The organism is Streptomyces sp. NPDC058284 (genome assembly GCF_042881135.1).
Taxonomy (GTDB): Bacteria; Actinomycetota; Actinomycetes; order Streptomycetales; family Streptomycetaceae; genus Streptomyces.
Genome location: NZ_JBHVYE010000017.1, coordinates 179985 through 202066 on the forward strand (window position 1 = coordinate 179985; position 22082 = coordinate 202066).

Sequence of the window (22082 nt, forward strand, 5' to 3'; positions counted from 1 at the left end):
CCTATGTAGGAGCAGCAGTCTTGCGCGAGTTCAGCCTTCCGGCCCTGTACGAGGTCCCTGCGGACGGCAATCTGACCGACATCGTCCGCAGAAATGCCGCGCAGCACCCGGATGTCGCCGTCATCGGCCGCAAGGTCGAAGGGCGCTGGCAGGACGTCACCGCCAAGGCCTTCCTCGCCGATGTGCGCGCCACCGCCAAAGGCCTGATCGCCGCGGGCGTGCGCCCCGGCGACCGCGTCGGCCTGATGTCCCGCACGCGGTACGAGTGGACGCTTCTCGACTTCGCCATCTGGAGCACGGGCGCGGTCACCGTGCCGGTGTACGAGACGAGTTCGGCCGAGCAGATCCAGTGGATCCTGGGCGACTCCGGCGCCGTCGCCTGCGTCGTGGAGCTCGACGCGCACGCCGCGGCCGTCGAGTCCGTGCACGACCGGCTGCCCGCGCTCGCCCATGTCTGGCAGATCGACAAGGGCGGCGTCGACGAGCTGCACCGCGCGGGCGCCGACGTGCCGGACGAGACCGTCGACGAGCGCAGCGCGGCGGCCGGTGCCGACGACCCGGCCACGATCGTCTACACCTCGGGCACCACGGGCCGCCCCAAGGGCTGCGTGCTCACCCACCGCAGCTTCTTCGCGGAGTGCGGGAACGTCGTGGAGCGCCTCAAGCCCCTCTTCCGTACCGGCGAGTGCTCGGTCCTGCTCTTCCTTCCCGTCGCGCACGTCTTCGGACGGCTCGTCGAGGTCGCCGCGCTGATGGCGCCGATCAAGCTCGGCCACGCGCCCGACGTCAAGAACCTCACCGACGAACTGGCGTCCTTCAGGCCGACCATGGTCCTCGGCGTGCCGCGCGTCTTCGAGAAGGTCTACAACTCGGCGCGCGCCAAGGCGCAGGCCGACGGCAAGGGCAAGATCTTCGACAAGGCCGCGGACACGGCGATCGCGTACAGCCGCGCACTCGACACGCCGTCGGGGCCGTCCCTCGGCCTGCGGATCAAGCACCGGGTCTTCGACAAGCTGGTCTTCAGCAAGCTGCGGGCGGTGCTCGGCGGACGCGGTGAGTACGCGATCTCCGGCGGCGCGCCGCTCGGTGAGCGCCTCGGCCACTTCTTCCGCGGCATCGGCTTCACGGTCCTTGAGGGGTACGGTCTGACGGAGTCCTGTGCGGCCACCGCCTTCAATCCGTGGGACCGTCAGAAGATCGGCACGGTCGGCCAGCCGCTGCCGGGCTCGGTGGTCCGCATCGCCGACGACGGCGAGGTCCTCCTCCACGGTGAGCACCTCTTCTCCCACTACTGGAACAACGAGGGCGCGACCGAAGAGGCGCTCGCCGACGGCTGGTTCCACACCGGTGACATCGGCACGCTCGACGAGGACGGCTATCTGCGCATCACCGGCCGCAAGAAGGAGATCATCGTCACCGCGGGCGGCAAGAACGTCGCCCCCGCCGTGATCGAGGACCGCATCCGCGCGCACGCGCTGATCGCCGAGTGCATGGTCGTCGGCGACGGCCGCCCCTTCGTGGGCGCGCTGGTCACGGTCGACGACGAGTTCCTCGGCCGCTGGGCCGCGGAGCACGGGAAGCCGGCCGGCTCCACGGCGGCGTCCTTGCGTGAGGACGCGGATCTGCTCGCCGCGATCCAGGGGGCGGTGGATGACGGCAACGCGGCGGTCTCCAAGGCGGAGTCCGTCCGGAAGTTCCGCGTCCTCGGCTCCCAGTTCACGGAGGAGTCGGGGCATCTGACGCCGTCGCTGAAGCTGAAGCGGAATGTTGTGGCGAAGGATTATGCGGACGAGATCGAGGCGATTTACCGCGGGTAGCGTTGGCGGGGCGCCCACGTGGCGTGGGGGCGGTGTCGGATGGCGGCTCTCGGTTGTGGCTGGTCGCTCGCGCACCACTCGCCGTGGAGGCGAGCTTGCAGGGCGACTCCCGGTCGTACGTGGTTGCTCGCGCACCACTCGCCGTGGAGGCGAGCTTGCAGGGCGACTCTCGGTCGTACGTGGTTGCTCGCGCAGTTCCCCGCGCCCCTGAAGCCGGGGCTTCGCCCCGCTTCCCTGCCCCCGCGCCCCTGGAGCGGCGCAGCCGCTGTTCAGGGGCGCGGGGAACTGCGCGACAAGCCACGATGGCGGGGCGGGCCGTTCGTGTTACAGGAGTTCCTTCAGTCGGTCCGCCAAGAGGTCCCAGCGCCATCTCTCCTCCACCCACGCCCGTCCCCGCTCCCCCATCCGCGCCCGCAGCTCCCCGTCGCCGAGCAGGGTGACGATGCGGTCCGCCGTCTCCCGGGGGGCGCCGCCGGGGACGACCCAGCCCGTCTCCCCGTCAAGGACGGCGTCCGGCGCCCCGCCGGAGTCACCGGCGACGACGGGGAGGCCGGTCGCGGACGCCTCCAGGTAGACGATGCCGAGGCCCTCCACGTCGAGGCCACCGCGCCGCGTCCGGCACGGCATGGCGAAGACGTCGCCCGCGCCGTAGTGCGCGGGGAGTTCCGCCCACGGCACCGCCCCGGTGAAGCGCACGGAGTCCGCGACGCCGGTCTCGGCGGCGAGTTTGCGGAGGTCCTGCTCATAGGGCCCGCCCCCGACGATGAGCAGCACCGCGTCCGGCGCCCCCGCCAGAATCCGCGGCATGGCGAGGATCAGCGTGTCCTGCCCCTTGCGCGGCACCAGGCGGGAGACGCAGACCACGACGGGCCGGTCGGTGAGGCCGAGCCGCGCCCGTACCTCCGCGCCGCCGGAGCCGGGGTGGAAGGTCTTCTCGTCGACGCCGGGCGGCAGTTGCACCATGCGCCCCGCCGCGGCGGGGGTCAGCGCCGCGGCGATCCGTGAGCGCGTGTACTCGCCGAGATAGGTGATCGTGTCGGTCGACTCACCGATCCGGCGCAGCAGCTGACGCGAGGCGGGCAGCTGGGCCCACCCCGCCTCGTGCCCGTGGGTCGTGGCGACGAGCCGCTCCGCCCCGGCCCTGCGCAGCGCGGAACCCATGAGGCCCAGCGGCGCCGCCGCCCCGAACCACACCGACGTACAGCCGTGTTCACGCAGGAGCGAGACCGCGCGGCGGGTGACGCGCGGGGTCGGCAGCAGCATCGTCGTGCGGTCGCGTACGACCCGGAAGGGCTGCTCGGCGTCGAAGGCGGCCGTCGCCTCGGCGCCCTCGGGGCCGCGCTTCCAGGTGGAGGCGTAGACGACGAGCTGCTCGGGGTCCAGGCGCAGCGCCATGTTGTGCAGGAACGCCTGGATGCCACCGGGCCTGGGCGGGAAGTCGTTCGTGACGATCAAGGTCTTGTGCATCGCGCACGACAGTACCGAAAGCCGTCGGCGGCCCCGCACGGCCCAGCCTCTTCGCCCCGCCCCGGCCCCGCCCGGCATCATGGCTCCCCGTATCGCAATGAAGTAGGGAAAAAGGGGCGAGGCGCGCATGGCACGCATCCTGACCGTCTGGGTTCTGACCAGGACCGTCCTGCTGCTCTGCGTCCTGCGCGTGCTCACCGTCCCCGGCCCGGACGTGACCAGCGACGTCTCCGTCATCTACCAGGGCTGGTACGAGGTCCTGCGCACAGGCACCTTCCCGCTCGACGACGTGACCTGGCAGTACCCGCCCGCCGCCGCCCTCGCGGTCCTCTCCCCCGCCCTGCTCCCCTTCCTCGGCTACGCCCCGGCCTTCTTCACGCTGGCCCTGCTCTGCGACGCGGCGGCGTGCGGGCTGCTCCTGTACGCGGGACGGCGGCCCGGCAGGTCGCCGCGGGGCGCGTGGGTGTGGGTCGTGGGCGTGGCCCTGCTGGGACCCACCGTGTACGCCCGTTACGACGTCCTTGTGACCGCCGTAGCGGTCGCCGCGCTGCTCGCCGGGGCGCGGCACCCGCGCACGGCGGGGGCGCTCGCGGGGTTCGGGGCGCTGCTCAAGGTGTGGCCGGTGCTGCTGCTGGTCGGCGCGGTGCGCGGGCGGGCGACCCGGCGGTCCTGGACCGCCGCCGCGGGCACCGCCCTCGCCCTCACGCTGGCGTTCCTGGTGGCGATGCCGGGCGCGCTCGCGTTCCTCACCTTCCAGCGCGACCGCGGCACGGAGGTGGAGTCGCTCGGCGCCCTCTTCTTCCACGTCGCGCGGCACCTCGGCTGGCGGGGCGACGTGCGCCTCAACTACGGCTCGGTGGAATTCCTCGGCCCGTACGTGACACCGGTGAGCACGGCGGCACAGCTCCTGACGGTGGCAGCGTTCTGCTGGCTCCTGGTGTGGCGGCTGCGGGCCCGGGCATGGTCGGCGAGTACGCCCGCGGACGCCGCCTTCGTCGCCGTACTGCTCTTCACCGCCACGAGCCGGGTGATCAGCCCGCAGTACATGCTGTGGCTGGTCGGGGGCGCCGCCGTCTGCCTGGCCTTCCGCACGAGCCGGATGGCGGTCCCGGTACGGCTCGTCCTCGGGGCGACGTTCGTGACGTTCCTGGAGTTCCCCGTCTGGTTCTCGCACGTGGTGGCCAGCGATCCGCTGGGCGTCTGCCTGCTCCTCGTACGCAACGGCCTGCTGGTCGCGGCCACCCTGCTGGCCTGCCGGAACCTGTGGCGCCAGAGCGTGTCGGAGCCGCGCCGCGCGGTGCGGCAGCCGGTGCCGGGGCAGCTCAGCCAAGCTCCGCACGCAGATACGTACGCCAGCGCGCCGTGAAGTCGTCGGGCGTCGTGTCCAGGACGTCCCGCAGCGCGTCCGCGACCGCCCCCGCCCGCTTCCCGCGCTCCCCCACCGCCCGGTAGAAATCCATCAGCTTCCGCTCGCCCCACTGCTCCGCGATCATCCGGCAGGCCAGCCAGGCGCCCTCATAGGCACCGGCGAGCCGCGTGGCGCTCCCCGCGAAGCCGAAGTCGTGGTTCTCGGGGAGCGCGCCGGGCAGCTCCCCGCGCTGCACCGCGCGCCGCAGCTCGGGGGCGGCCTGCGCCGCGGTGCGCCCCGTGCCGCGGTAGCCCACCCAGTCCGCGAAGCCCTCGGAGAGCCACAGCGGGGTGGCCCCCGAGGTCTTCGCGCGGGTCGCGACGTGGGTCGCCTCGTGGGTGAGGACGACCTGCTTGCCGAAGTCGCCGAGGACTCCGTACGCCTCGGGGTTGACGATGATCCGGTCGGCCGGTGCCCGCCCCGACGTGCCCGCCTCGCCGGTGGTGACCGCCGCGATCCCCCGGTACCCGGAGGCGGGCGCTCCGAGCAGCTCCGCCATGGCGTCCAGGGAGCGGGGCACGAGGACGACGACCCGGCCCGGCCACTTCCCCGGCCAGGCGTCCTGGACGGCGGGCACCGCCCGGTCGGCGAGTTCACGGTGGGCGCGCAGCTCGGCGGCGCTCTGGCCGACCCCGAGGACGAGGCTGTGCGCGCCGCGCTCGGCGCGCACGCGCCCCTGGTCCCAGAGCTGCTCGCCGGACTTCTTCGCGGGCCGCTCGGCGGCGACGTACCACTGCCCGCCGTGCCGCTGGAGGGACAGCGTGCGCTCGGCGGTGACCGGCGCGCGGTCGTAGCCCTTGACGCGGTAGCGGAGTTCGGCGCTCGCGGTGGCCCGCGCGCCCGAGCGGTCGAGGCGGGTCAGCCGGTACTCCCAGGAGTCCAGCGGGACGTCGTCGACGCGTGCGAAGAGGTCCGCGGCGCCCTTCGCGGGCCGCTCGGTCCTGTCGTACGCCTTCTCGTCCCCGTCGAGCACCGCCTGCGCGCGCCGCTCCAGGAGCCTGCGCACATCACCGGCGGCGGCGTCCGGCACCGGGTCGCCGCCACAGCCGGCGAGCACGGCGAGGCAGAACGCGACGCACAGCGCCAGCGCCCCCGACCCACGTCTGTGACCAGCCACCTTCCCGATCGTACGGGGCCCGGCCCGCGGGCGGCCGGTCAGATGCGCGTCACGGACGACACCGGCATCATGCCGACGGGGTCGTAGCGGACCGCCGCTCCGGGGTAGGGGGCGTGCACCACCTGGCCGTTGCCCATGTACATCCCGATGTGGCTGGCGTCGTCGCGGTAGGCGACCAGGTCACCGGGGCGCGCCTGGGAGAGGGGGACCTGGCGGCCCGCGTACCGCTGGGCCTGCGAGGTGCGCGGCAGGCCGACCCCTGCCTGGGCGTACGACCACTGCATGAGGCCGGAACAGTCGAATCCGGAGGGCCCGTTGGCGCCCCACACGTAGGGGCGGCCGATGGCGGAGCGCGCGGCGGCGACGGCGGCGGCGGCCCGCGAGGAGGACGCGGCGCCCCCGGCCTCCGGCAGCTCATCGCGTCCACCGTCGCGCGAGGACCTCTTGTACGCCTCGCGTTCGTCGCTCGACAGCGAGTTGAGCAGCCGTCTGGCCCTGGCCAGTTTGTGCTCGACGGTGCGCTTGTGGCGGGCGACGGCGGTGCGGCTCTTCTCCAGCTCGGCGAGTTTGCGGCCCGCCTCGGCGCGCTCTCGCGCGAGGCCGCGCTGGGCCCGCTGCAGATCGGTCAGTTCGCCCGCCTGGCGGGCGCTGACGCGGTCGAGGACCGAGGCCCGCTCCAGGTAGCCGTCCGGGTCGGAGGAGAGCATCAGGGCCAGCGAGGGGTCGATGGCGCCGGCGCGGTACTGGGCCCCGGCGAGCGCGCCGAGCGCGCCGCGCATCGCGTTGATGCGCTCCTGGCCGCGCGCGACGCTGTCCTTGGCCCGCTCGACCTGCGCGCGCAGCTTGTCCGCCTGCTCGTCGGCCTTGTTGTACAGCTCGGTCGCGCGCTCGGCCTGTTCGTAGAGCCGGTCCACCTTGGCCCGGGTCTCGGACGGCTTGTCCTGCGGCGCGGCGCCCGCGGGCGCGCCGCCGAGGGCGACGGCCGCGGCGGCCGCTGCCGCCGAAAGGACACTGACGCGTGCACTCCGGTCGAGACCGGGCTGTGCGGGACGGCGATGGGACCCCACGGGAAGCCGCTCTCCCTTCCGCTGACGAACCCCCCGGCTGCCCCGGGGGAATGCGCGCCGACAGTAGCCGTGCGACCACACGGCGGCCAAAGACCCGGCGGGGTGCGGAAAGGGTGCGGAAAGGCCGACGCCCCGTCTCTGACGCAGGTCATCAACGGGGCGTGCGGTCAGCGGGAGTTGCCGTAATTCGCCCGTTCGGGCGGTACCGGCGAGCCGTTGACGTCAAGCGGGCGGCGCTGCGCGGCTCAGACGCGGACGCCGAACTGGAAGGAGCCCAGATACGACATCGACTCGTAGCGCACCGAGGCGCCAGGGTGCGGGGCGTGCAGCACCTGGCCGTTGCCCGCGTAGAAGCCGACGTGCGCGAGGTTGTTGAAGAAGACCAGGTCACCGGGTTTCAGCTCGCTGCGGCCGATCTTCGTGCCGTCGTTCTGCTGGGTGTACGTGGTCCGGGTGATGGAGACACCGGCCTGCGCGAACGCCCACTGGGTGAGGCCGGAGCAGTCGTAGGAGTTGGGGCCCGTGCCACCGGAGACGTAGGGCTTGCCAATCTGGGTGGCGGCGGCGCTCAGGGCGGCGGCGCCGCGGCCGGAGGCGGGGGCCTCGTGGCCGAGGTCCGTGCGCTTTTCGGCGGAGCGGCTCGCGCGCTTCTGCTCCTTGGCGGCGAGCGCGGCCTTCTCCTTGGCGGTCAGCGTGTTGAGGAGCTTCTGCGCCTCGCCGAGCTTGCCCTGGACTTCCTGCTTCTTCTTGCCGAGCTCCGTGCGGGTGGCCGCCAGGTCGTCGAGCTTGCCCGCGGCCTCCTTGCGCTGCTGCGCGAGGTCCCGCTGCTTCTTCTGGATCTTCTTGAGCGCGTCGACCTGCTGGCTGCTCAGCTGGTCGAGGGTGGACGCCTTGTCGAGGTAGTTGTCCGGGTCGGAGGAGAGGAAGAGCTGCAGGGAGGGGTCGATGCCGCCGGAGCGGTACTGGGCGCTGGCCATCGAACCGAGGCCGTCGCGCAGGTCGTTGAGCTCCTCCTGGCCGCGGGCGACCTTGTCCTGGAGATCGCCGATCTGCTTCTCGAGCTTCTCCTGCTTCTCCTTGGCCCCGTTGTACTTGTCGGTGGCCCGCTCCGCGTCCTCGTAGAGCTTGTCGACCTTGGACTTGACCTCGTCCTTGCTCGGCTTCGGCGCGGCCTGGGCGGCGCCCTGCGAGGTGAGGGCCACGGCAGCGGCGGCGGTCGCGGTGAGCACGGTCACGCGGGTGCGGCTCGGCTGCTTGGGTCGACGGTGGGACGCCACTCGGGCGGCTCCTTCATCCTCCGGCCGCCTACCGGGACGCGGCGGGCGGGTACCACCGCCGCCACCCCGGATGGGTGATCAACCGAGCGGGGGTTCGAGGCGAGACCTTAGTGACCTTCTTGTGATCAGTACAAATCTCATCAGCAAAAAATCAGACTCGGAGCGCATTCTTTACCGATGACGCACAGCCGGTGACCTTCTTCTGACGCTACGTCGCGTCGAGCGACGCTCAATTCGGGCATAGGGCCCAGGAGTTGCAGGAGACCCCTTAAACCCGCGAAAGCCCCGTACGGTCAGCCCCGCGAAAGCTTCTTCAGGAGCACCGCCGAAGCCACCGGACGGGCACCCGCCTTGGCGATCCCGTCGGCCACCTCGCGGTCGGTCGAGACGACGACCACGGGCCTGCCCGGCGGCTCGGCGCGCACCAGCTGACGGATCAACTCATCAGCGGTGACACCGGCCTTGGAGAACAGCACCCGCACCCCGCGCGGCGGGGCGAGCAGCACCGGCGCGGCCAGCTCCGCGCCGTCGAAGACGCAGGTGACCTCGGCGCCCGACTGCAGAGCGAGCTGCGAGAGCGAGCCGAGCAGCCGCAGCCGCTGCTTCTCCAGGGGCATGGTCGGATAGCCGGTCTTGGTGACGTTGTAGCCGTCGACGACCAGGTGCGCCTGCGGCAGCGCGAGCAGCTGGTCCAAAATGGCCGGATCGTTCTCCGAGAGCGCGCGGGCGGCGATGTCCTTGGGCGACATCCGTCCCGGCTCGACCGCGTCCACGGTCTCGGCCGGGCGTACGGAGACGGGCGGCAGCGCCAGTTCGCGCCGCAGCCCCTGGGCCGCGTCGAGGACCGTGTCGAGCAGCAGCCGCAGCCGCATGTCCTCGACGCTGCGCCCCTCGCGCGCCGCCCTGCGGCTGGCCTCGAGGGCGGCCTCGGTCTCGCCGAGCCGCGCCTTGAGCCGCCGCGTCTCGCTCTCCGCCGCGGACACCTGGGCCTGCGCCTCGGCGCGGGCCGCCTCGATCTCCGCGGCGGCCTTGCGCAGCGCCGCCTCGCCGCGCTTGACGTCGCTGAGCGCGCCGCGCAGCTTGCGGTGCACCGACTCGGCCTCCTTGCGCGCCGATTCGAGCTCGGCGCGCAGCCGCTCGGTCTCCGCCCTGGTCTGGCCGCGGGCCGCCGCCAGCTCCTCGCGCAGCCGCTCGAGCTCGGCCCTGGTCTCGTCGTCCACCCGCTCGGCGTCGGCCCGCTGGGCCTCCTCGCCCGCGGCGGTGACCAGCTTCACCCATCCCGTGGGGCGCAGCACATAGGCGGCGGCCGCCACGTCGAGCGGATCGGCCGCGGGCGGCGGCGAGCCCGCGTCCAGGGCGGCGGCGAGCTCGGCCTGGGCCTCTCTGAGCCGTTCGCCGATGCGCTGGCGGAAGAGGGTGTCGTTCTCCAGCGCCGCCGCCATCGCGTTGCCGGCGAACTTCGCGCGCCGGGTGGGCGTGAAGCGCGCGTACTGCCGCAGCTGAGGGGGCAATTCGGCCAGGGTGAGGCCGCCGAAGCCGTCCGAGACGATGTGGACGACCCGCCTGCGCACCCCGTCGGGCAGCGGGCGGTCGAGCACCTCAGCGGCGCCGTCGTCCGGCTCCCCGCCTGCGCTCTCCACCATCCGTCACCCCACTAGCTGTGCGGGCCCCGCTCCCTCAGGAGTCGGTGCCCGGCCTGTCCACGAGTTCCACCTGATCCACGGCGTTGCACCATCGGCACCGTACGGACTCGATGGTCTCACTGACCACCTCGCGTTCCTCGACGTTCGACTCTCCGGCCAGGTCGAGATGCACATACTCGACGACCTTCGAGCTGCGGGTCACATCGAAACGCGTGAGATTGCCGCACAGCGTGCAGCGCCACCGCGTGGTGGCGGTCGGCAGAGGAACCGTCATCGTGGCTGTTCGCTTTCTTCGGTGACTTGCGCGGCGACATCTTCGGCGACCGTGGGACCGCGCGGCTTCCTGGGTGCGCGTTGCCCGTAACCCTAAGGCCTGTAAGGGGCGCCGTGCGGCGGCCCGCGGAGCGGCATGGCGGTCTGTGCGGCCGACGTCCGTTACGTCATGCTCTGTCCATGATCCGAACATGGGGTACGAAGGCGGGCCGGCTGCTCGGCGGGCGGACCGCCCCGGTGACGTACGGCCTGATCGCCGTCTGCTGTGTGGTCTTCCTGATCTCCCCGGTGTCCGGGCTCAACCCCGCCTACGGGCGCGGCGACGAGCTGATCGGCGCGCAACAGGTCTACTTCGAGCGATGGGGAGTGGTCCCCGTCGAACTGTTCAGCGGTGCCCCTGACGCCGCTCTCGGCCCGTTCACCGCCCTGTTCGTGCACGGAAGCTGGCTGCATCTGCTCGGGAACATGCTGTTCCTGTACGTCTTCGGGGTCATGGTCGAGGAACGCATGGGCCACCTCCATTACGCGTTCTTCTACGTCTGCTGCGGCTGTCTCGCCCTGCTCGCCTACGCGGCCGCGCACGCGGGCTCCGACCAGACGCTCGTGGGAGCGTCCGGGGCGATCTCCGCCGTCCTCGGTGCCTGCCTCTATCTCTTCCCTCGGGCGCGCGTCACCAGCCTCTTCCCGTTCCTCTTCTTTCTGCCGCTGCGCTTTCCGGCCTGGGTGGTGCTGCCGTTCTGGGTGGCGCTGCAGTGGCTGGCGGCGGGGCAGGGCGGCAAGGGCACCGGCGTGGCCTATCTGGCGCACCTGGTGGGCTTCTCGCTCGGCTTCCTCTACGCGTGGGGGTGGTCGGCCCGGAAGACTAGAGTGAACGGCACAGCACCGGCCACCGAGGGAGACAGCAAGCCGTGATCACCGCGATCGTGCTCATCAAGACCAGCGTGGACCGGATTCCGGAGATCGCCGAGTCGATCGCCGCGCTCGACTCCGTCAGTGAGGTCTTCTCCGTCACCGGCACGTACGACCTGATCGCGATGGTGCGCGTGCCGCGCCACGACGACCTCGCGGACGTCATTCCCGGCCGGATCAGCAAGATCCCCGGAGTCGAGGCGACCGACACGCACGTGGCGTTCCGCACGTACTCCCAGCACGACCTGGAAGCGGCCTTCGCGATCGGCCTCGACTCCTAGGGACTTTCGGGGCCCTTGAGGCCTCCTGGGACTCCTCAGGCGGCGACGCCCGTGTCCGGCACGCAACGTCCGTCCTCGGTACGGTAGTTCCACCGCGCGCCGTCCGCCACCAGCTCCTTGACGGCGCGTACGAAACGCTCGACGTGCTCGTCGGGGGTACCGGCGCCGAAGCTCACCCGGATGGCGTTCAGCGACTTCTCGCCGGGTGCGGCCTCGGGGGCGCCGCACTCGCCGGGCTCGCCGGGCTCGCTGCCGAGCAGGGTGCGCACCAGCGGGTGGGCGCAGAACAGGCCGTCCCGTACGCCGATGCCGTACTCGGCGGAGAGCGCGGCGGCGAAGTGGGAGCTGTTCCAGCCGTCCACGACGAAGGAGATGACGCCCACCCGCGGCGCGTCGTCCCCGAAGAGCGAGAGCACCCGCACGGCCGGCACCCCGGCGAGGCCCTCGCGCACCTTCCTGATCAGGTGCTGCTCGCGCGCGACGAGCTCGTCGAAGCCCGCCTCGGTGAGCGCCTTGCAGGCCGACGCGATCGAGTAGACGCCGATGACGTTGGGCGAACCGGCCTCGTGCCGGGCCGCGGAGTCGTGCCACTCCACGTCCACACCGCCGCCTGCTTCCTTGGGGCGTCGCGCCACCTTCCGCGAGGCGCCGCCGCCCGCGAGGTACGGCTCGGCGGCGCGCAGCCAGTCGGAGCGGCCCGCGAGAACGCCCGAACCGAAGGGCGCGTACAGCTTGTGGCCGGAGAACGCGACCCAGTCGACGTCCAACTCCTCGATGGAGACCGGGTGGTGGGGCGCGAGCTGGGCGGCGTCGAGGACGATGCGGGCGCCGTGCGCGTGCGCGGCGGCGGCCAGCTCACGCACCGGCCACAGCTCGCCGGTGACGTTCGATGCGCCGGTGACGCACACCAGGGCGGGCCCGTAGGGGTCGCGGTCGGCGAGGGCTCGTTCCAGGGTGTGCACGGCCTCGTCGGGGGTGCGCGGCGCGTTGAGGTAGGTGACGCGGGCGTCCCGCCACGGAAGCAGCGAGGCGTGGTGCTCGGTCTCGAAGACGAAGACCTGGCAGTCCGCGGGCAGGGCGGCGGCGAGCAGGTTCAGCGAGTCGGTGGTGGAGCGCGTGAAGACGACCTGGTCGTCCTCGCGGCAGCCGAGGAACTCGGCGACGGTCCTGCGGGAGTTCTCGAAGAGGTCGGTGGAGAGCTGCGAGAGGTAGCCGGCCCCGCGGTGCACGCTGCCGTAGTACGGCGCGTACGCGGCCACGTCGTCCCACACGCGCTGCAGTGCCGGGGCGCTCGCCGCGTAGTCCAGCGCGGCGTAGCTCACCTCGCCGCCGGTGACCAGCGGAACGGTGACGTCCCTGCCGAGGACGGCCAGCGGGGCGCAGACGGACGAGTCGGTGGCAACGGCGGAAACAGACATGGCGAACTCCCGTGAGACGCAGGCGAGATCACCGCGCCGGAATCACGTCGACGGCGCGGGAGAAAAGTGCGGAAGGGTGTGCGGAGGCGGGGCGTAGAAGCCCTGTCACATTCGCTTGCTCACGAGACTGCTCCCTTGAGGACCAGGACCCCAGGGCGTGCAGGGGTCCGCGCTTGCCATACGCCTTGCTGCGTACGACCTGGTCTTCACCCGGGGCACCCCGCCACGGACGGAGGGTTGCCGGACAGCGGGCCGGGGCCGTAGTCGCTGTCACTCATGACCTGTGCAGCATCCTGCCACACGATCTTCGGCGCGCAAGGCGCAGTCCAGAATCCGGACTGCGCCCTGCGTCACATCGAGGGGTCCATAGAGGGGTGCTCAGCGGTTGCTGGCGGACACCCAGCGCTCAAGGGCTCGCTTCGCGGCGCCCGAGTCGATCGACCGCGCCGCCTTCGCCATGCCGGCCCGGATCTGCTCCACGAGCGGCTCGTCGGTCGGGCTGAGGGCGACGAGCGCCGCCGCGGAGTTCAGCACCACCGCGTCCCGCACCGGCCCGCTCTCGCCGTCCAGGAGCCGCAGCGCCACCTCCGCGTTGTACGAGGCGTCGGCGCCCCGCAGCGCCTCGACGGGCACGAGGTCGATCCCGACGTCGCGGGGGTCGAAGGCCTCCTCGCGCACGGCGCCGTCCCGCACCATCCAGACCCGGGAGGTCGACGTCGTCGTCAGCTCGTCGAGTCCGTCGTCGCCGCGGAAGACGAGGGAGGAGTTACCCCGTTCGGCGAAGACCCCGGCCACGATGGGCGCCATCCGGGGGTCGGCGACCCCGACCGCCTGGGCCCGCACCTTGGCCGGGTTGGTCAGCGGGCCGAGGAGGTTGAAGACGGTCCTGATCCCCAGCTGGCTGCGCGCGGCGCCCGCGTGCCGCAGCGCCGGGTGGAACTTCACGGCGAAGCAGAACGTGATGCCCGCCTCGTCCGCGACCTCGACCACCCGGCGGGGCGTGAGGTCGAGGTTGACGCCGAGCTTCTCCAGGACGTCGGAGGCGCCGGACGCGCTGGAGGCGGCGCGGTTGCCGTGCTTGACGACCTTGGCGCCCGCTCCCGCGACGACGATCGCGGACATGGTGGAGATGTTGACGGTCTTGGCGCCGTCGCCGCCCGTGCCCACGATGTCGACGCTCGGGCCCGGCACGTCGATGACGTTGGCGTGCGCGTACATGGCGCGTACGAGACCGGAGATCTCCGCGACCGTCTCACCCTTGGCCCGCAGCGCGATCACGAAGCCCGCGATCTGCGCGTCGGTGGCCTCGCCGCGCATGATGCGGTCCATCGCCCACGCGGTGTCGTCGGCGCTCTGGTCCCGTCCTTCGAGCAGACCGTTCAGCACGTCGGGCCAGGAACGGGCCGCCGCGGTGTCGCCTCCTGCGGGGGTCACAGCGTTCATAGCCGCTCCTGGTGTGAGTGTGCGTGGAGGACCACCCTATCCAGCCCCGGGACGGCGAAGAGCCCCGTCCAGAGACTGGACGGGGCTCCTGCCGTGGCGACCATGGGAGGTCAGAGCTTCAGAGCTCGCGGTTGATCAGTGGTGGCCGTGGCCGCTCGTGATCTCCTTGTACTCGTCGGCGGTGGGCTTGGGGATCTGGTTGTGCTCCCCGTAGTAGCCCTTGGAGAGCTTCGCCCGGAGCTTCTGCGAACCGGACAGCTTGCGCTCGACACCGTTCTCGTCGACCGACGGGCCGATCTCGACCGGCTGGTACTGCTCGTGCGCGGTGAGGGTGTGCAGCTGGTCCTGGCTGAGCGGCTCGTGGACCTCGATGAACTCACCGTGCGGCAGCCGCTTGATGAGACCCGACTCGCGGCCGTGCAGCACCTTGTCCTTGTCGCGCCGCTGCAGACCCAGGCAGATCCGCTTGGTGACGATGAAGGCGATGACCGGTCCGGCGAAGAAGGCGATCCGGACGAACCAGGTGATCGCGTTCAGCGACAGGTGGAAGTGGGTCGCCCACAGGTCGTTGCCGCCACCGACGAGCATGACCATGTACGCGGTGATCCACGCGACACCGAAGGCCGTACGGGTCGGGGCGTTGCGCGGGCGGTCCAGGATGTGGTGCTCGCGCTTGTCGCCGGTGACCCAGGACTCGATGAACGGGTAGACCGCGATGGCCACGAGGACCAGCGGGAAGACCACGACCAGCGGGATGAACACACCGAGGACCAGCGTGTGGCCCCAGAGGTTGATCTCCCAGCCCGGCATCACACGGATCAGACCCTCGGCGAAGCCCATGTACCAGTCGGGCTGGGCGCCGGTGGACACCTGGTCCGGGCGGTACGGGCCGATGGCCCAGATCGGGTTGATCGAGGCGATCGCCGCGATGACCGCGATGACACCGAAGACCAGGAAGAAGAAGCCTCCGGCCTTGGCCATGTAGACCGGGAGCAGCGGCATGCCGACGACGTTCTTGTTGGACTTGCCGGGGCCCGCGAACTGCGTGTGCTTGTGGTAGAAGACCAGGATCAGGTGCGCCACCACGAGGCCGAGCATGATGCCCGGCAGCAGCAGGATGTGGACCGAGTAGAACCGGGCCACGAAGTCGCCGCCGGGGAACTCGCCGCCGAACAGGAACATCGACAGGTACGTGCCGACGATCGGCACGCCCAGGATGGCGCCCTGCATGAAGCGGACACCGGTGCCGGAGAGCAGGTCGTCCGGGAGCGAGTAGCCGGTGAAACCGGTGAACATGCCGAGGACGAACAGCAGGAAGCCGAACAGCCAGTTGACCTCGCGCGGCTTGCGGAACGCGCCCGTGAAGAACACGCGCATCATGTGCACGAACATGCCGGCGAGGAAGATCAGCGCCGCCCAGTGGTGGATCTGCCGGATCAGCAGGCCACCGCGCACATCGAAGGAGATGTGCATGGTCGAGTTGAACGCCTCCGACATCAGCTGTCCCTGCATCGGGATGTAGCTGCCGGAGTACTCCACCTCGTTCATCGACGGGTGGAAGAACAGCGTCAGGTACACACCCGTGAGGATGATGATGATGAAGCTGTAGAGGCAGATCTCACCGAGCATGAAGGACCAGTGGTCCGGGAAGATCTTGCGCATGTTGGCCTTGGCCAGGGAGTAGATCCCCAGCCGGCCGTCGGCCCAGTCCGCGACCCGCTCACCGGCGGGTGCTTGCTGCCGCTTGTCGTTCGAGGAAGTGGTGGTGGTGCTCATCCGCGCTCCCAGAAGGCCGGACCGACGGGCTCTTCGAAGTCGCCGAGCGCCTCGAGGTAGCCCTCTTCGTTCACGCCGATGCGCAGCTGCGGCAGGGCGTGACCGGCCGGGCCGAAGATCACTCGGGCACCGTCGGAGAGATCGAAGGTGGACTGGTGGCACGGGCAGAGGACGTGGTGCGTCTGCTGCTCGTACAGGGAGATCGGGCAGCCCACGTGGGTGCAGATCTTGGAGTACGCCACGATGCCTTCGTGCGACCACTCCAGCTCGCGCTTGTCCTTGATGTTGTCCGGCTGGATCCGGACGATCATCAGGGCGGCCTTGGCGATCTGGGTCTGGAAGTCGTGGTCGTGCTCCGACATGCCCTCGGGCATGGCGAAGGTCAGCGAACCGACCTGCACGTCCGAGGGACGCAGCGGCTCGTGAGTGTTCATGTTCACGAGCTTCTTGCCCTTGCCCCACTTGGTGTGGCGGAGCTTGTCCTCGGGCAGCGGACCGAGGTCACGCAGCAGGACGACACCGGAGAGCGGGACCAGGGCCAGCGCGCCGAACATCGTGTTGCGGATCAGCTTGCGCCGTCCGAAACCCGACTCCGCGGCGCCCTGCTTGAAGTCCGCCATGACCTTGGCGCGGACCTCGGGCTCGGCCGCGATCTCGTGCCGCTCGTCGGTCATCTCGACGTCGGACATCAGGGTGCGGGCCCAGTGGACCGCGCCCGCGCCGATGCAGAACAGCGCCACGCCGAGGGTCAGGCCCAGGGCGAAGTTGAGGCCGCTGATGTGACCGATCGGGAAGACGTAGATGGTCTTGTCGGCCGGGATCGCCACGTACGAGGCGATGAAGCCGACCGTCGCGATCATGGACAGCGTGAACAGGAACGCCACGGCACGCTCGGAGCGCTTGGCGGCCCGCTCGTCGATGTCCTGGACACGGTGCTCGTGGGGCGGCAGCCCCGGGTCGGCGAACGGGTTCTCTTCCGTCTCCGCCACCGAGCCGTGCTCGGTCTCCTGCTTGCTGGGCAGGTTCTTCTCTGGAATCTCTTGGCTACTCATGACTTCTTGGCCTTTGCGGTCCGAGCGGCGACCCACACGGCGACCGCGATCAGCGAACCGAGACCGAAGATCCAGCCGAAGAGGCCTTCACTGACCGGACCCAGACCGCCCAGCTTGAGACCGCCAGGGCTCTCGGTCTTCTCACCGTTGACCGCGTCGAGGTACGCGATGATGTCCTTCTTGTTCTTCTCCGGCATCGTGGTGTCGGGGAAGGACGGCATGTTCTGCGGGCCGGTCTGCATGGCCTCGTAGATGTGCTTCGGGGAGACACCCTCCAGCGAAGGCGCGAACTTGCCGTGCGTCAACGCACCACCTTCACCGGTGAAGTTGTGGCACTGGGCACAGTTGGTGCGGAACAGCTCGCCACCCTTGGCGATGTCCGCCCCGTTCGGGCTGTACTGCTTCTCGGTCGGAACCGAAGGACCGGCACCCAGCGACGAGATGTACGCCGCCAGCTGGTCGATCTGGGCCTGGTTGTAGATGACCTTCTTCTTGGGCGCCTGGGCACCCTGCTGCTGGAGCGGCATACGCCCGGTGCCGACCTGGAAGTCGACCGCCGCGGCGCCGACGCCCGTCAGCGGCGGACCGTCGGAGGACCCCTGACCGCCGGTTCCGTGGCAGCTGGAGCAGCCCACGGCGTAGAGCTTCTTGCCCTCGTCGATGGCGAGGGACTGGGCGGTGTCGTCGGCCTGCGCCTTGTCCGCCGGCGCGAACGCGGCGTACAGCCCCCCGGTGGCCGCCAGCGCGAGGAGTAGGACGACGACCGCCGCCAGCGGATGGCGTCGTCGTGCGGAGAGCTTTTTCACGGATTACCCCGGTGTCAGGATCTTCTGCGTCGATGCTTCTGGAATGTTCGGATGCGTCGCTTGAGCGACCTGCCGATTACTTGATCATGTAGATCGTGGCGAAGAGGCCGATCCAGACCACATCGACGAAGTGCCAGTAGTAGGACACGACGATGGCTGCGGTCGCCTGCTCGTGGGTAAACCTCCTGGCCGCATAGGTGCGTCCGAGGACCAGCAGGAAGGCGATCAGGCCGCCCGTCACATGCAGTCCGTGGAAGCCGGTGGTCAGGTAGAAGACCGAGCCGTAGGGGTCGGACGAGAGCGAGAGGCCCTCGTGCTTGACCAGCTCGGTGTATTCGTACACCTGACCGCCGATGAAGATCGCACCCATGATGAAGGTGACGATGAACCACATCCTGAGCTTCTTCACGTCTCCGCGTTCAGCGGCGAACACGCCGAGCTGACACGTGAGAGAGGAGAGCACCAGGATCGTGGTGTTCGTCGCCGAGAACGGGAAGTTAAGGGCCGAGGCCATTTCCTTCCAGTGATCAGGACCCGTCACCGATCGCAGGGTGAAGTACATCGCGAAGAGGGCCGCGAAGAACATCAGCTCGGAACTCAACCAGATGATGGTTCCGACGCTGGTGAGGTTCGGTCGATTGACCGGCGGGTGCGCGTGCCCGGTATCTACTGTCGTTGCTGTCGCCACGACCGACATTATGTCGGTCGCTTATCCCGCCCTCACCCCGGGGGGTGCCGTTCGGAGTGTCTACGGGGTGTGTCCTGCCCGTATGGCCCATCGGAGGCCTGTCCGAACCGGTGTTGACGGGGTGTCGGGAGGAGTAGCATCCGCGCATCGGTTCCCGATCCCATGACGGTGCACAGCTCGACGCAACAGCTCGACGTATCGGAGGAACAATGCAGCCGACCGCCACGGTGCTGGTCTACAGCGACAACGCGAGCACCCGCGAACAAGTCCGGTTGGCCACCGGCCGCAGGCCGGCGACGGACGTTCCCGAGGTCCGGTTCGTCGAGTGCGCGACCCCGCACGCGGTCATCAAGGAGCTGGACCACGGCGGCATCGACGTCTGTGTGCTCGACGGCGAGGCGGCGCCCGCGGGCGGGATGGGCGTCTGCCGCCAGATCAAGGACGAGATCTTCCAGGCGCCGCCCGTCCTGCTGCTGATGGGGCGCCCGCAGGACGCCTGGCTCGCCACCTGGAGCCGCGCCGAGGCCGCGGTGACCCTGCCGGTCGACCCGGTGGAGTTCGCGGACGCGCTGGCCGGCCTGCTGCGCAGCCGGACGGCCGTGGAGGCCTGACGGTCCCGGGATTCGTCCGGAAGGGGCCCGCGTCACGGCGCGGGCCCCTTCCGCTTGTCGCGCCGGCGGCCGCATCCGCGAGCGAGCCGCTGTGCGCCTGTCTGACGGGTCGCTAGACCTGGGGCCGCAGCCTGGCGGCGTCGGCCGCCACGGGGCCTTCCTTGGCCCCGGAGAGCAGCGCGCTGCCCTTGCGCCACGACTTCCAGCTCATGTTCCAGTCGCCGAGGCCGTTGCCGAACGCCGGCATGTCGTCGCCGGAGCTGTTGACGACCTTGACCAGGTCGCCCTGGCGGACGGTCTCGTAGAACCAGGCGGCGTCGCCGGTGCTCATGCCGGTGCAGCCGTGGCTGGTGTTGGCGTACCCCTGGGAACCCACCGACCAGGGCGCGGCGTGCACGTACTCGCCGGAGTCGGTGACCCGCGTCGCGTAGTACACCTGCTTGTCGTAGAAGTCCGACGCGCCGATGCTGGCGCTGGTCATGCGTACGGAGTACTCCTTGCCCAGCACGACCTTGACGCCGTTGCGCGTGGAGTAGCCCGGCTTGCCCGTGGTCACCGGCATGGAGTTGATCTCCTCGCCGTTGCGGTAGACCGTCATGTAGTGCGCTCCGGCGTCGGTGACCGCCTCGACGCGGTCGCCGATGGTGAGCTTGAGCGGCTTGGTCTCGGCGCCCCACAGCTTGTCGTCGACCTTCAGGCCCCGCAGGTTGCTCGAGACGCTGACGGTCGCTCCCGCGGGCCAGTACTCCTTGGGGCGGTAGTGCAGCGTCTCGCTGTCCACCCAGTACCAGGCGCCCTCTGTGGCGGGGGTCGAGCGGACCTTGAGCGCGCGTTCGACGACCGCCCTGGCCTCCTTGCCCTTGACCGGCGCGCTGAGCGAGGCCGTGACGGGCTGTCCGACGCCGTACGTGCCCGACTCGGGGCCGAAAGTGACCTTGAGCCGCTTGGACTTGGCGGGCGTGTCGGTGTCGAAGGTCACGATCTTGCGGCCGGGCGCCCCGTCCTCGTCCTCGGTGCTCACCCGCAGGGTGTAGCGGGCGTCCGCCGCCAGCGGCGTGGTGCTGTGCCACCGGGCGCCGTCGGCCGAGAGTTCACCCGCCACGTACCGCCCCAGCGCGTCGGTGGCCGTCACATCGGTGATGCGCCCGTCGTCGCCCTGTGCGGTGACCTCGAGGGGCTTGTCGGGGTCCGCCTTCTTGCTGCCCACCGGGCCGTTGAAGGCGACCTGGCCGGCCGCGTCGTACGGTTTCGCCGAGAGCGGATGGCCGTCGTCGCCGCACGCCGTGGCCCCCGCCGCGAGCGCGGCCACCAGCATCGTGCAGCTCAGTACCGTACGGACTCGCGGTGAGTGGCTCATAAACACACGGTATGAAGGTTCATTCTGTCCGGCGCGCGGAGTGACCCGTACGGGGGTCACTCCCGACACGCCGAGGGGCCCGGACACTCCCTCAGGGATGTCCGGGCCCCTCGCCGCTGAGCGGAACTACAGACTCACTGGGTCTGGTTCTCGCCCCGGTAGTACTCGAAGACCCAGCCCCACAGGCCGATCAGGATGATCGGGGCCGAGAAGTACAGCAGCCACCAGCCGAAGACGACGCCCAGGAAGGCGAGCGCGCCACCGACGGCCAGGGAGAGCGGCTGCCAGCTGTGCGGGCTGAAGAAGCCCACCTCGCCGGCCTCGTCCGCGACGTCGGCCTCCTTGTTGTCCTGTGCGGAGGCGTCGACCCGCCGGGCCGTGAAGGCCAGGTAGTAGCCGATCATGATGCACAGGCCGAAGGCCAGGAAGAGCGCCGTGGTGCCGGCGGGCTCCTTCGACCACACGCCATAGACGATCGCCATGGCGAGGACGAAGACGCTCAGCCAGATGAACATCTTGCCCTGGATCTTCACTTCGTGGCCTCCTTGTCGCCACCGAACAGCTGGGTGTCCTTCTGCCCGGCGTTCTCGATGTGACCGAGGGCCGCGATCTCAGGGTGGTGCAGGTCGAACGCCGGCGATTCCGAGCGGATGCGCGGCAGGGTGAGGAAGTTGTGCCGCGGCGGCGGGCAGGACGTGGCCCACTCCAGCGAACGGCCGTAACCCCACGGGTCGTCGACCTCGACCTTCTTGCCGTACTTGGCGGTCTTCCAGATGTTGTAGAAGAACGGCAGGATCGACAGGCCGAGCAGGAACGAGCAGATCGTCGAGATCGTGTTCAGGGCGGTGAAGCCGTCGGCCGCGAGGTAGTCCGCGTAACGCCGCGGCATGCCCTCGGCACCCAGCCAGTGCTGGACGAGGAAGGTGCCGTGGAAGCCGATGAACAGCGTCCAGAAGGTGATCTTGCCAAGGCGCTCGTCGAGCATCTTGCCGGTGAACTTCGGCCACCAGAAGTGGAAGCCGGAGAACATCGCGAAGACGACGGTGCCGAACACGACGTAGTGGAAGTGCGCCACCACGAAGTACGAGTCCGAGACGTGGAAGTCCATCGGCGGCGAGGCCAGGATGACGCCCGTCAGACCGCCGAAGGTGAAGGTGATCAGGAAGCCGACCGCCCACAGCATCGGGGTCTCGAAACTCAGTGACCCCTTCCACATCGTGCCGATCCAGTTGAAGAACTTCACACCCGTCGGCACGGCGATGAGGAACGTCATGAAGGAGAAGAACGGCAACAGCACGCCGCCGGTGACGTACATGTGGTGGGCCCACACCGTCACGGACAGGCCCGCGATCGCGATCGTCGCACCGATCAGGCCCATGTAGCCGAACATCGGCTTGCGGGAGAAGACCGGAATGACTTCGGAGATGATGCCGAAGAACGGCAAGGCGATGATGTACACCTCTGGATGGCCGAAGAACCAGAAGAGGTGTTGCCACAGCAAGGCCCCGCCATTGGCGGCGTCGAAGACATGCGCACCGAATTTGCGGTCCGCCTCCAGGGCGAACAGCGCGGCCGCGAGGACCGGGAAGGCCAGCAGCACCAGAACGGCGGTCAGCAGCACGTTCCACACGAAGATCGGCATGCGGAACATCGTCATGCCCGGAGCGCGCAT

Annotated in this window: 20 protein-coding genes and 1 riboswitch; of the genes, 5 read left to right on the plus strand and 15 right to left on the minus strand. The window is 70.1% G+C overall.

Annotated features, from left to right (window positions below):
- The first annotated feature begins 20 nt into the window (after positions 1–20).
- Positions 21–1817, plus strand: coding sequence for an AMP-dependent synthetase/ligase (locus ACFVYR_RS23905; protein ID WP_384260796.1), 1797 nt, complete (start codon positions 21–23; stop codon positions 1815–1817).
- A 324-nt stretch (positions 1818–2141) separates the two neighbouring features.
- Here ACFVYR_RS23905 and ACFVYR_RS23910 read toward each other — a convergent pair whose 3' ends face one another.
- Positions 2142–3284 carry a glycosyltransferase family 4 protein gene (locus ACFVYR_RS23910; protein WP_384260799.1) on the minus strand — a complete coding sequence of 381 codons (1143 nt, stop codon included), beginning with the start codon at positions 3282–3284 and terminating at the stop codon, positions 2142–2144.
- A gap of 127 nt (positions 3285–3411) precedes the next feature.
- Between ACFVYR_RS23910 and ACFVYR_RS23915 the strand changes: the two genes are divergently transcribed.
- Positions 3412–4650: a glycosyltransferase 87 family protein gene (locus ACFVYR_RS23915; RefSeq protein WP_384260801.1), complete on the plus strand. Its 1239-nt coding sequence runs from the start codon at positions 3412–3414 to the stop codon at positions 4648–4650.
- Here ACFVYR_RS23915 and ACFVYR_RS23920 read toward each other — a convergent pair.
- The 5 genes from ACFVYR_RS23920 to ACFVYR_RS23940 form a co-directional block, all read right to left on the minus strand.
- Positions 4607–5809: a hypothetical protein gene (locus ACFVYR_RS23920; RefSeq protein WP_384260804.1), complete on the minus strand. Its 1203-nt coding sequence runs from the start codon at positions 5807–5809 to the stop codon at positions 4607–4609. The two genes, ACFVYR_RS23915 and ACFVYR_RS23920, sit on opposite strands and share 44 nt — an antisense overlap.
- Before the next feature lie 38 nt (positions 5810–5847).
- Positions 5848–6876, minus strand: coding sequence for an NlpC/P60 family protein (locus ACFVYR_RS23925; protein WP_384260806.1), 1029 nt, complete (start codon positions 6874–6876; stop codon positions 5848–5850).
- Between the two features lie 245 nt (positions 6877–7121).
- Positions 7122–8153, minus strand: coding sequence for an NlpC/P60 family protein (locus ACFVYR_RS23930; protein WP_384260808.1), 1032 nt, complete (start codon positions 8151–8153; stop codon positions 7122–7124).
- A gap of 293 nt (positions 8154–8446) precedes the next feature.
- Complete coding sequence (locus ACFVYR_RS23935; RefSeq protein ID WP_384260811.1) at positions 8447–9796, minus strand: NYN domain-containing protein; 1350 nt, start codon at positions 9794–9796, stop codon at positions 8447–8449.
- Positions 9797–9830: 34 nt separating this feature from the next.
- The gene (locus ACFVYR_RS23940; protein WP_355813701.1) at positions 9831–10070 is read right to left on the minus strand and encodes a hypothetical protein; all 240 of its coding nucleotides are present in this window, start codon (positions 10068–10070) and stop codon (positions 9831–9833) included.
- A 179-nt stretch (positions 10071–10249) separates the two neighbouring features.
- Here ACFVYR_RS23940 and ACFVYR_RS23945 point away from each other — a divergent pair, with 179 nt between their 5' ends.
- Together ACFVYR_RS23945 and ACFVYR_RS23950 are read left to right on the plus strand one after the other, a co-directional pair.
- Entirely contained in the window at positions 10250–10981 is a 732-nt protein-coding gene (locus tag ACFVYR_RS23945) for a rhomboid family intramembrane serine protease (protein ID WP_384260813.1), read from the plus strand.
- Positions 10978–11259 (plus strand): Lrp/AsnC family transcriptional regulator, encoded by a 282-nt coding sequence (locus ACFVYR_RS23950; RefSeq protein WP_125512351.1) that lies wholly within the window; start codon positions 10978–10980, stop codon positions 11257–11259. The genes ACFVYR_RS23945 and ACFVYR_RS23950 overlap by 4 nt, the downstream gene beginning before the upstream one ends.
- Positions 11260–11294: 35 nt before the next feature.
- Here ACFVYR_RS23950 and ACFVYR_RS23955 read toward each other — a convergent pair whose 3' ends face one another.
- From ACFVYR_RS23955 to ACFVYR_RS23980, 6 genes are all read right to left on the minus strand, one after another.
- On the minus strand, positions 11295–12677 hold the full coding sequence (locus tag ACFVYR_RS23955; protein ID WP_384260816.1) for an aminotransferase class V-fold PLP-dependent enzyme: 1383 nt from the start codon (positions 12675–12677) through the stop codon (positions 11295–11297).
- 164 nt (positions 12678–12841) lie between these two features.
- Positions 12842–12959, minus strand: a riboswitch (SAM riboswitch).
- Between the two features lie 96 nt (positions 12960–13055).
- On the minus strand, positions 13056–14120 hold the full coding sequence (gene trpD / locus ACFVYR_RS23960; protein ID WP_384260818.1) for an anthranilate phosphoribosyltransferase: 1065 nt from the start codon (positions 14118–14120) through the stop codon (positions 13056–13058).
- Positions 14121–14255: 135 nt separating this feature from the next.
- On the minus strand, positions 14256–15896 hold the full coding sequence (locus ACFVYR_RS23965) for a cytochrome bc complex cytochrome b subunit (RefSeq protein WP_384260821.1): 1641 nt from the start codon (positions 15894–15896) through the stop codon (positions 14256–14258).
- Positions 15893–16948, minus strand: a complete 1056-nt coding sequence (locus ACFVYR_RS23970; protein ID WP_384260823.1) for a Rieske 2Fe-2S domain-containing protein — start codon at positions 16946–16948, stop codon at positions 15893–15895. Before ACFVYR_RS23970 ends, ACFVYR_RS23965 begins: the two co-directional genes overlap by 4 nt.
- Positions 16945–17754 carry a c-type cytochrome gene (locus ACFVYR_RS23975; RefSeq protein ID WP_384260826.1) on the minus strand — a complete coding sequence of 270 codons (810 nt, stop codon included), beginning with the start codon at positions 17752–17754 and terminating at the stop codon, positions 16945–16947. Before ACFVYR_RS23975 ends, ACFVYR_RS23970 begins: the two co-directional genes overlap by 4 nt.
- Before the next feature lie 76 nt (positions 17755–17830).
- A complete protein-coding gene (locus ACFVYR_RS23980) occupies positions 17831–18451 on the minus strand; it encodes a heme-copper oxidase subunit III (RefSeq protein ID WP_055566234.1) in 621 nt (206 codons plus the stop codon).
- A gap of 200 nt (positions 18452–18651) precedes the next feature.
- Between ACFVYR_RS23980 and ACFVYR_RS23985 the strand changes: the two genes are divergently transcribed.
- Positions 18652–19053: a hypothetical protein gene (locus tag ACFVYR_RS23985; protein ID WP_384260829.1), complete on the plus strand. Its 402-nt coding sequence runs from the start codon at positions 18652–18654 to the stop codon at positions 19051–19053.
- A 112-nt stretch (positions 19054–19165) separates the two neighbouring features.
- On the opposite strand, the gene ACFVYR_RS23990 is transcribed toward ACFVYR_RS23985, so the two are convergent.
- The 3 genes from ACFVYR_RS23990 to ACFVYR_RS24000 form a co-directional block, all read right to left on the minus strand.
- The gene (locus ACFVYR_RS23990) at positions 19166–20410 is read right to left on the minus strand and encodes an Ig-like domain-containing protein (protein WP_384260831.1); all 1245 of its coding nucleotides are present in this window, start codon (positions 20408–20410) and stop codon (positions 19166–19168) included.
- A 134-nt stretch (positions 20411–20544) separates the two neighbouring features.
- Positions 20545–20943 (minus strand): cytochrome c oxidase subunit 4, encoded by a 399-nt coding sequence (locus ACFVYR_RS23995; RefSeq protein ID WP_362331502.1) that lies wholly within the window; start codon positions 20941–20943, stop codon positions 20545–20547.
- Positions 20940–22082: cbb3-type cytochrome c oxidase subunit I (locus ACFVYR_RS24000; protein WP_389612566.1), on the minus strand; the 1143-nt coding region annotated here is incomplete at its 5' end. The genes ACFVYR_RS23995 and ACFVYR_RS24000, both read right to left, overlap by 4 nt.

Bases quoted from the DNA above. Each gene is read 5' to 3' on its own strand.
- ACFVYR_RS23985 (WP_384260829.1), top strand. From the start codon at position 18,652: ATGCAGCCGACCGCCACGGTGCTGGTCTACAGCGACAACGCGAGCACC.
- ACFVYR_RS23935 (WP_384260811.1), bottom strand. From the start codon at position 9,796: ATGGTGGAGAGCGCAGGCGGGGAGCCGGACGACGGCGCCGCTGAGGTG.
- ACFVYR_RS23940 (WP_355813701.1), bottom strand. From the start codon at position 10,070: ATGACGGTTCCTCTGCCGACCGCCACCACGCGGTGGCGCTGCACGCTG.
- ACFVYR_RS23955 (WP_384260816.1), bottom strand. From the start codon at position 12,677: ATGTCTGTTTCCGCCGTTGCCACCGACTCGTCCGTCTGCGCCCCGCTG.
- ACFVYR_RS23965 (WP_384260821.1), bottom strand. From the start codon at position 15,896: ATGAGCACCACCACCACTTCCTCGAACGACAAGCGGCAGCAAGCACCC.
- ACFVYR_RS23990 (WP_384260831.1), bottom strand. From the start codon at position 20,410: ATGAGCCACTCACCGCGAGTCCGTACGGTACTGAGCTGCACGATGCTG.
- ACFVYR_RS23970 (WP_384260823.1), bottom strand. From the start codon at position 16,948: ATGAGTAGCCAAGAGATTCCAGAGAAGAACCTGCCCAGCAAGCAGGAG.
- ACFVYR_RS23945 (WP_384260813.1), top strand. From the start codon at position 10,250: ATGATCCGAACATGGGGTACGAAGGCGGGCCGGCTGCTCGGCGGGCGG.
- trpD (WP_384260818.1), bottom strand. From the start codon at position 14,120: ATGAACGCTGTGACCCCCGCAGGAGGCGACACCGCGGCGGCCCGTTCC.
- ACFVYR_RS23915 (WP_384260801.1), top strand. From the start codon at position 3,412: ATGGCACGCATCCTGACCGTCTGGGTTCTGACCAGGACCGTCCTGCTG.
- ACFVYR_RS23980 (WP_055566234.1), bottom strand. From the start codon at position 18,451: ATGTCGGTCGTGGCGACAGCAACGACAGTAGATACCGGGCACGCGCAC.
- ACFVYR_RS23910 (WP_384260799.1), bottom strand. From the start codon at position 3,284: ATGCACAAGACCTTGATCGTCACGAACGACTTCCCGCCCAGGCCCGGT.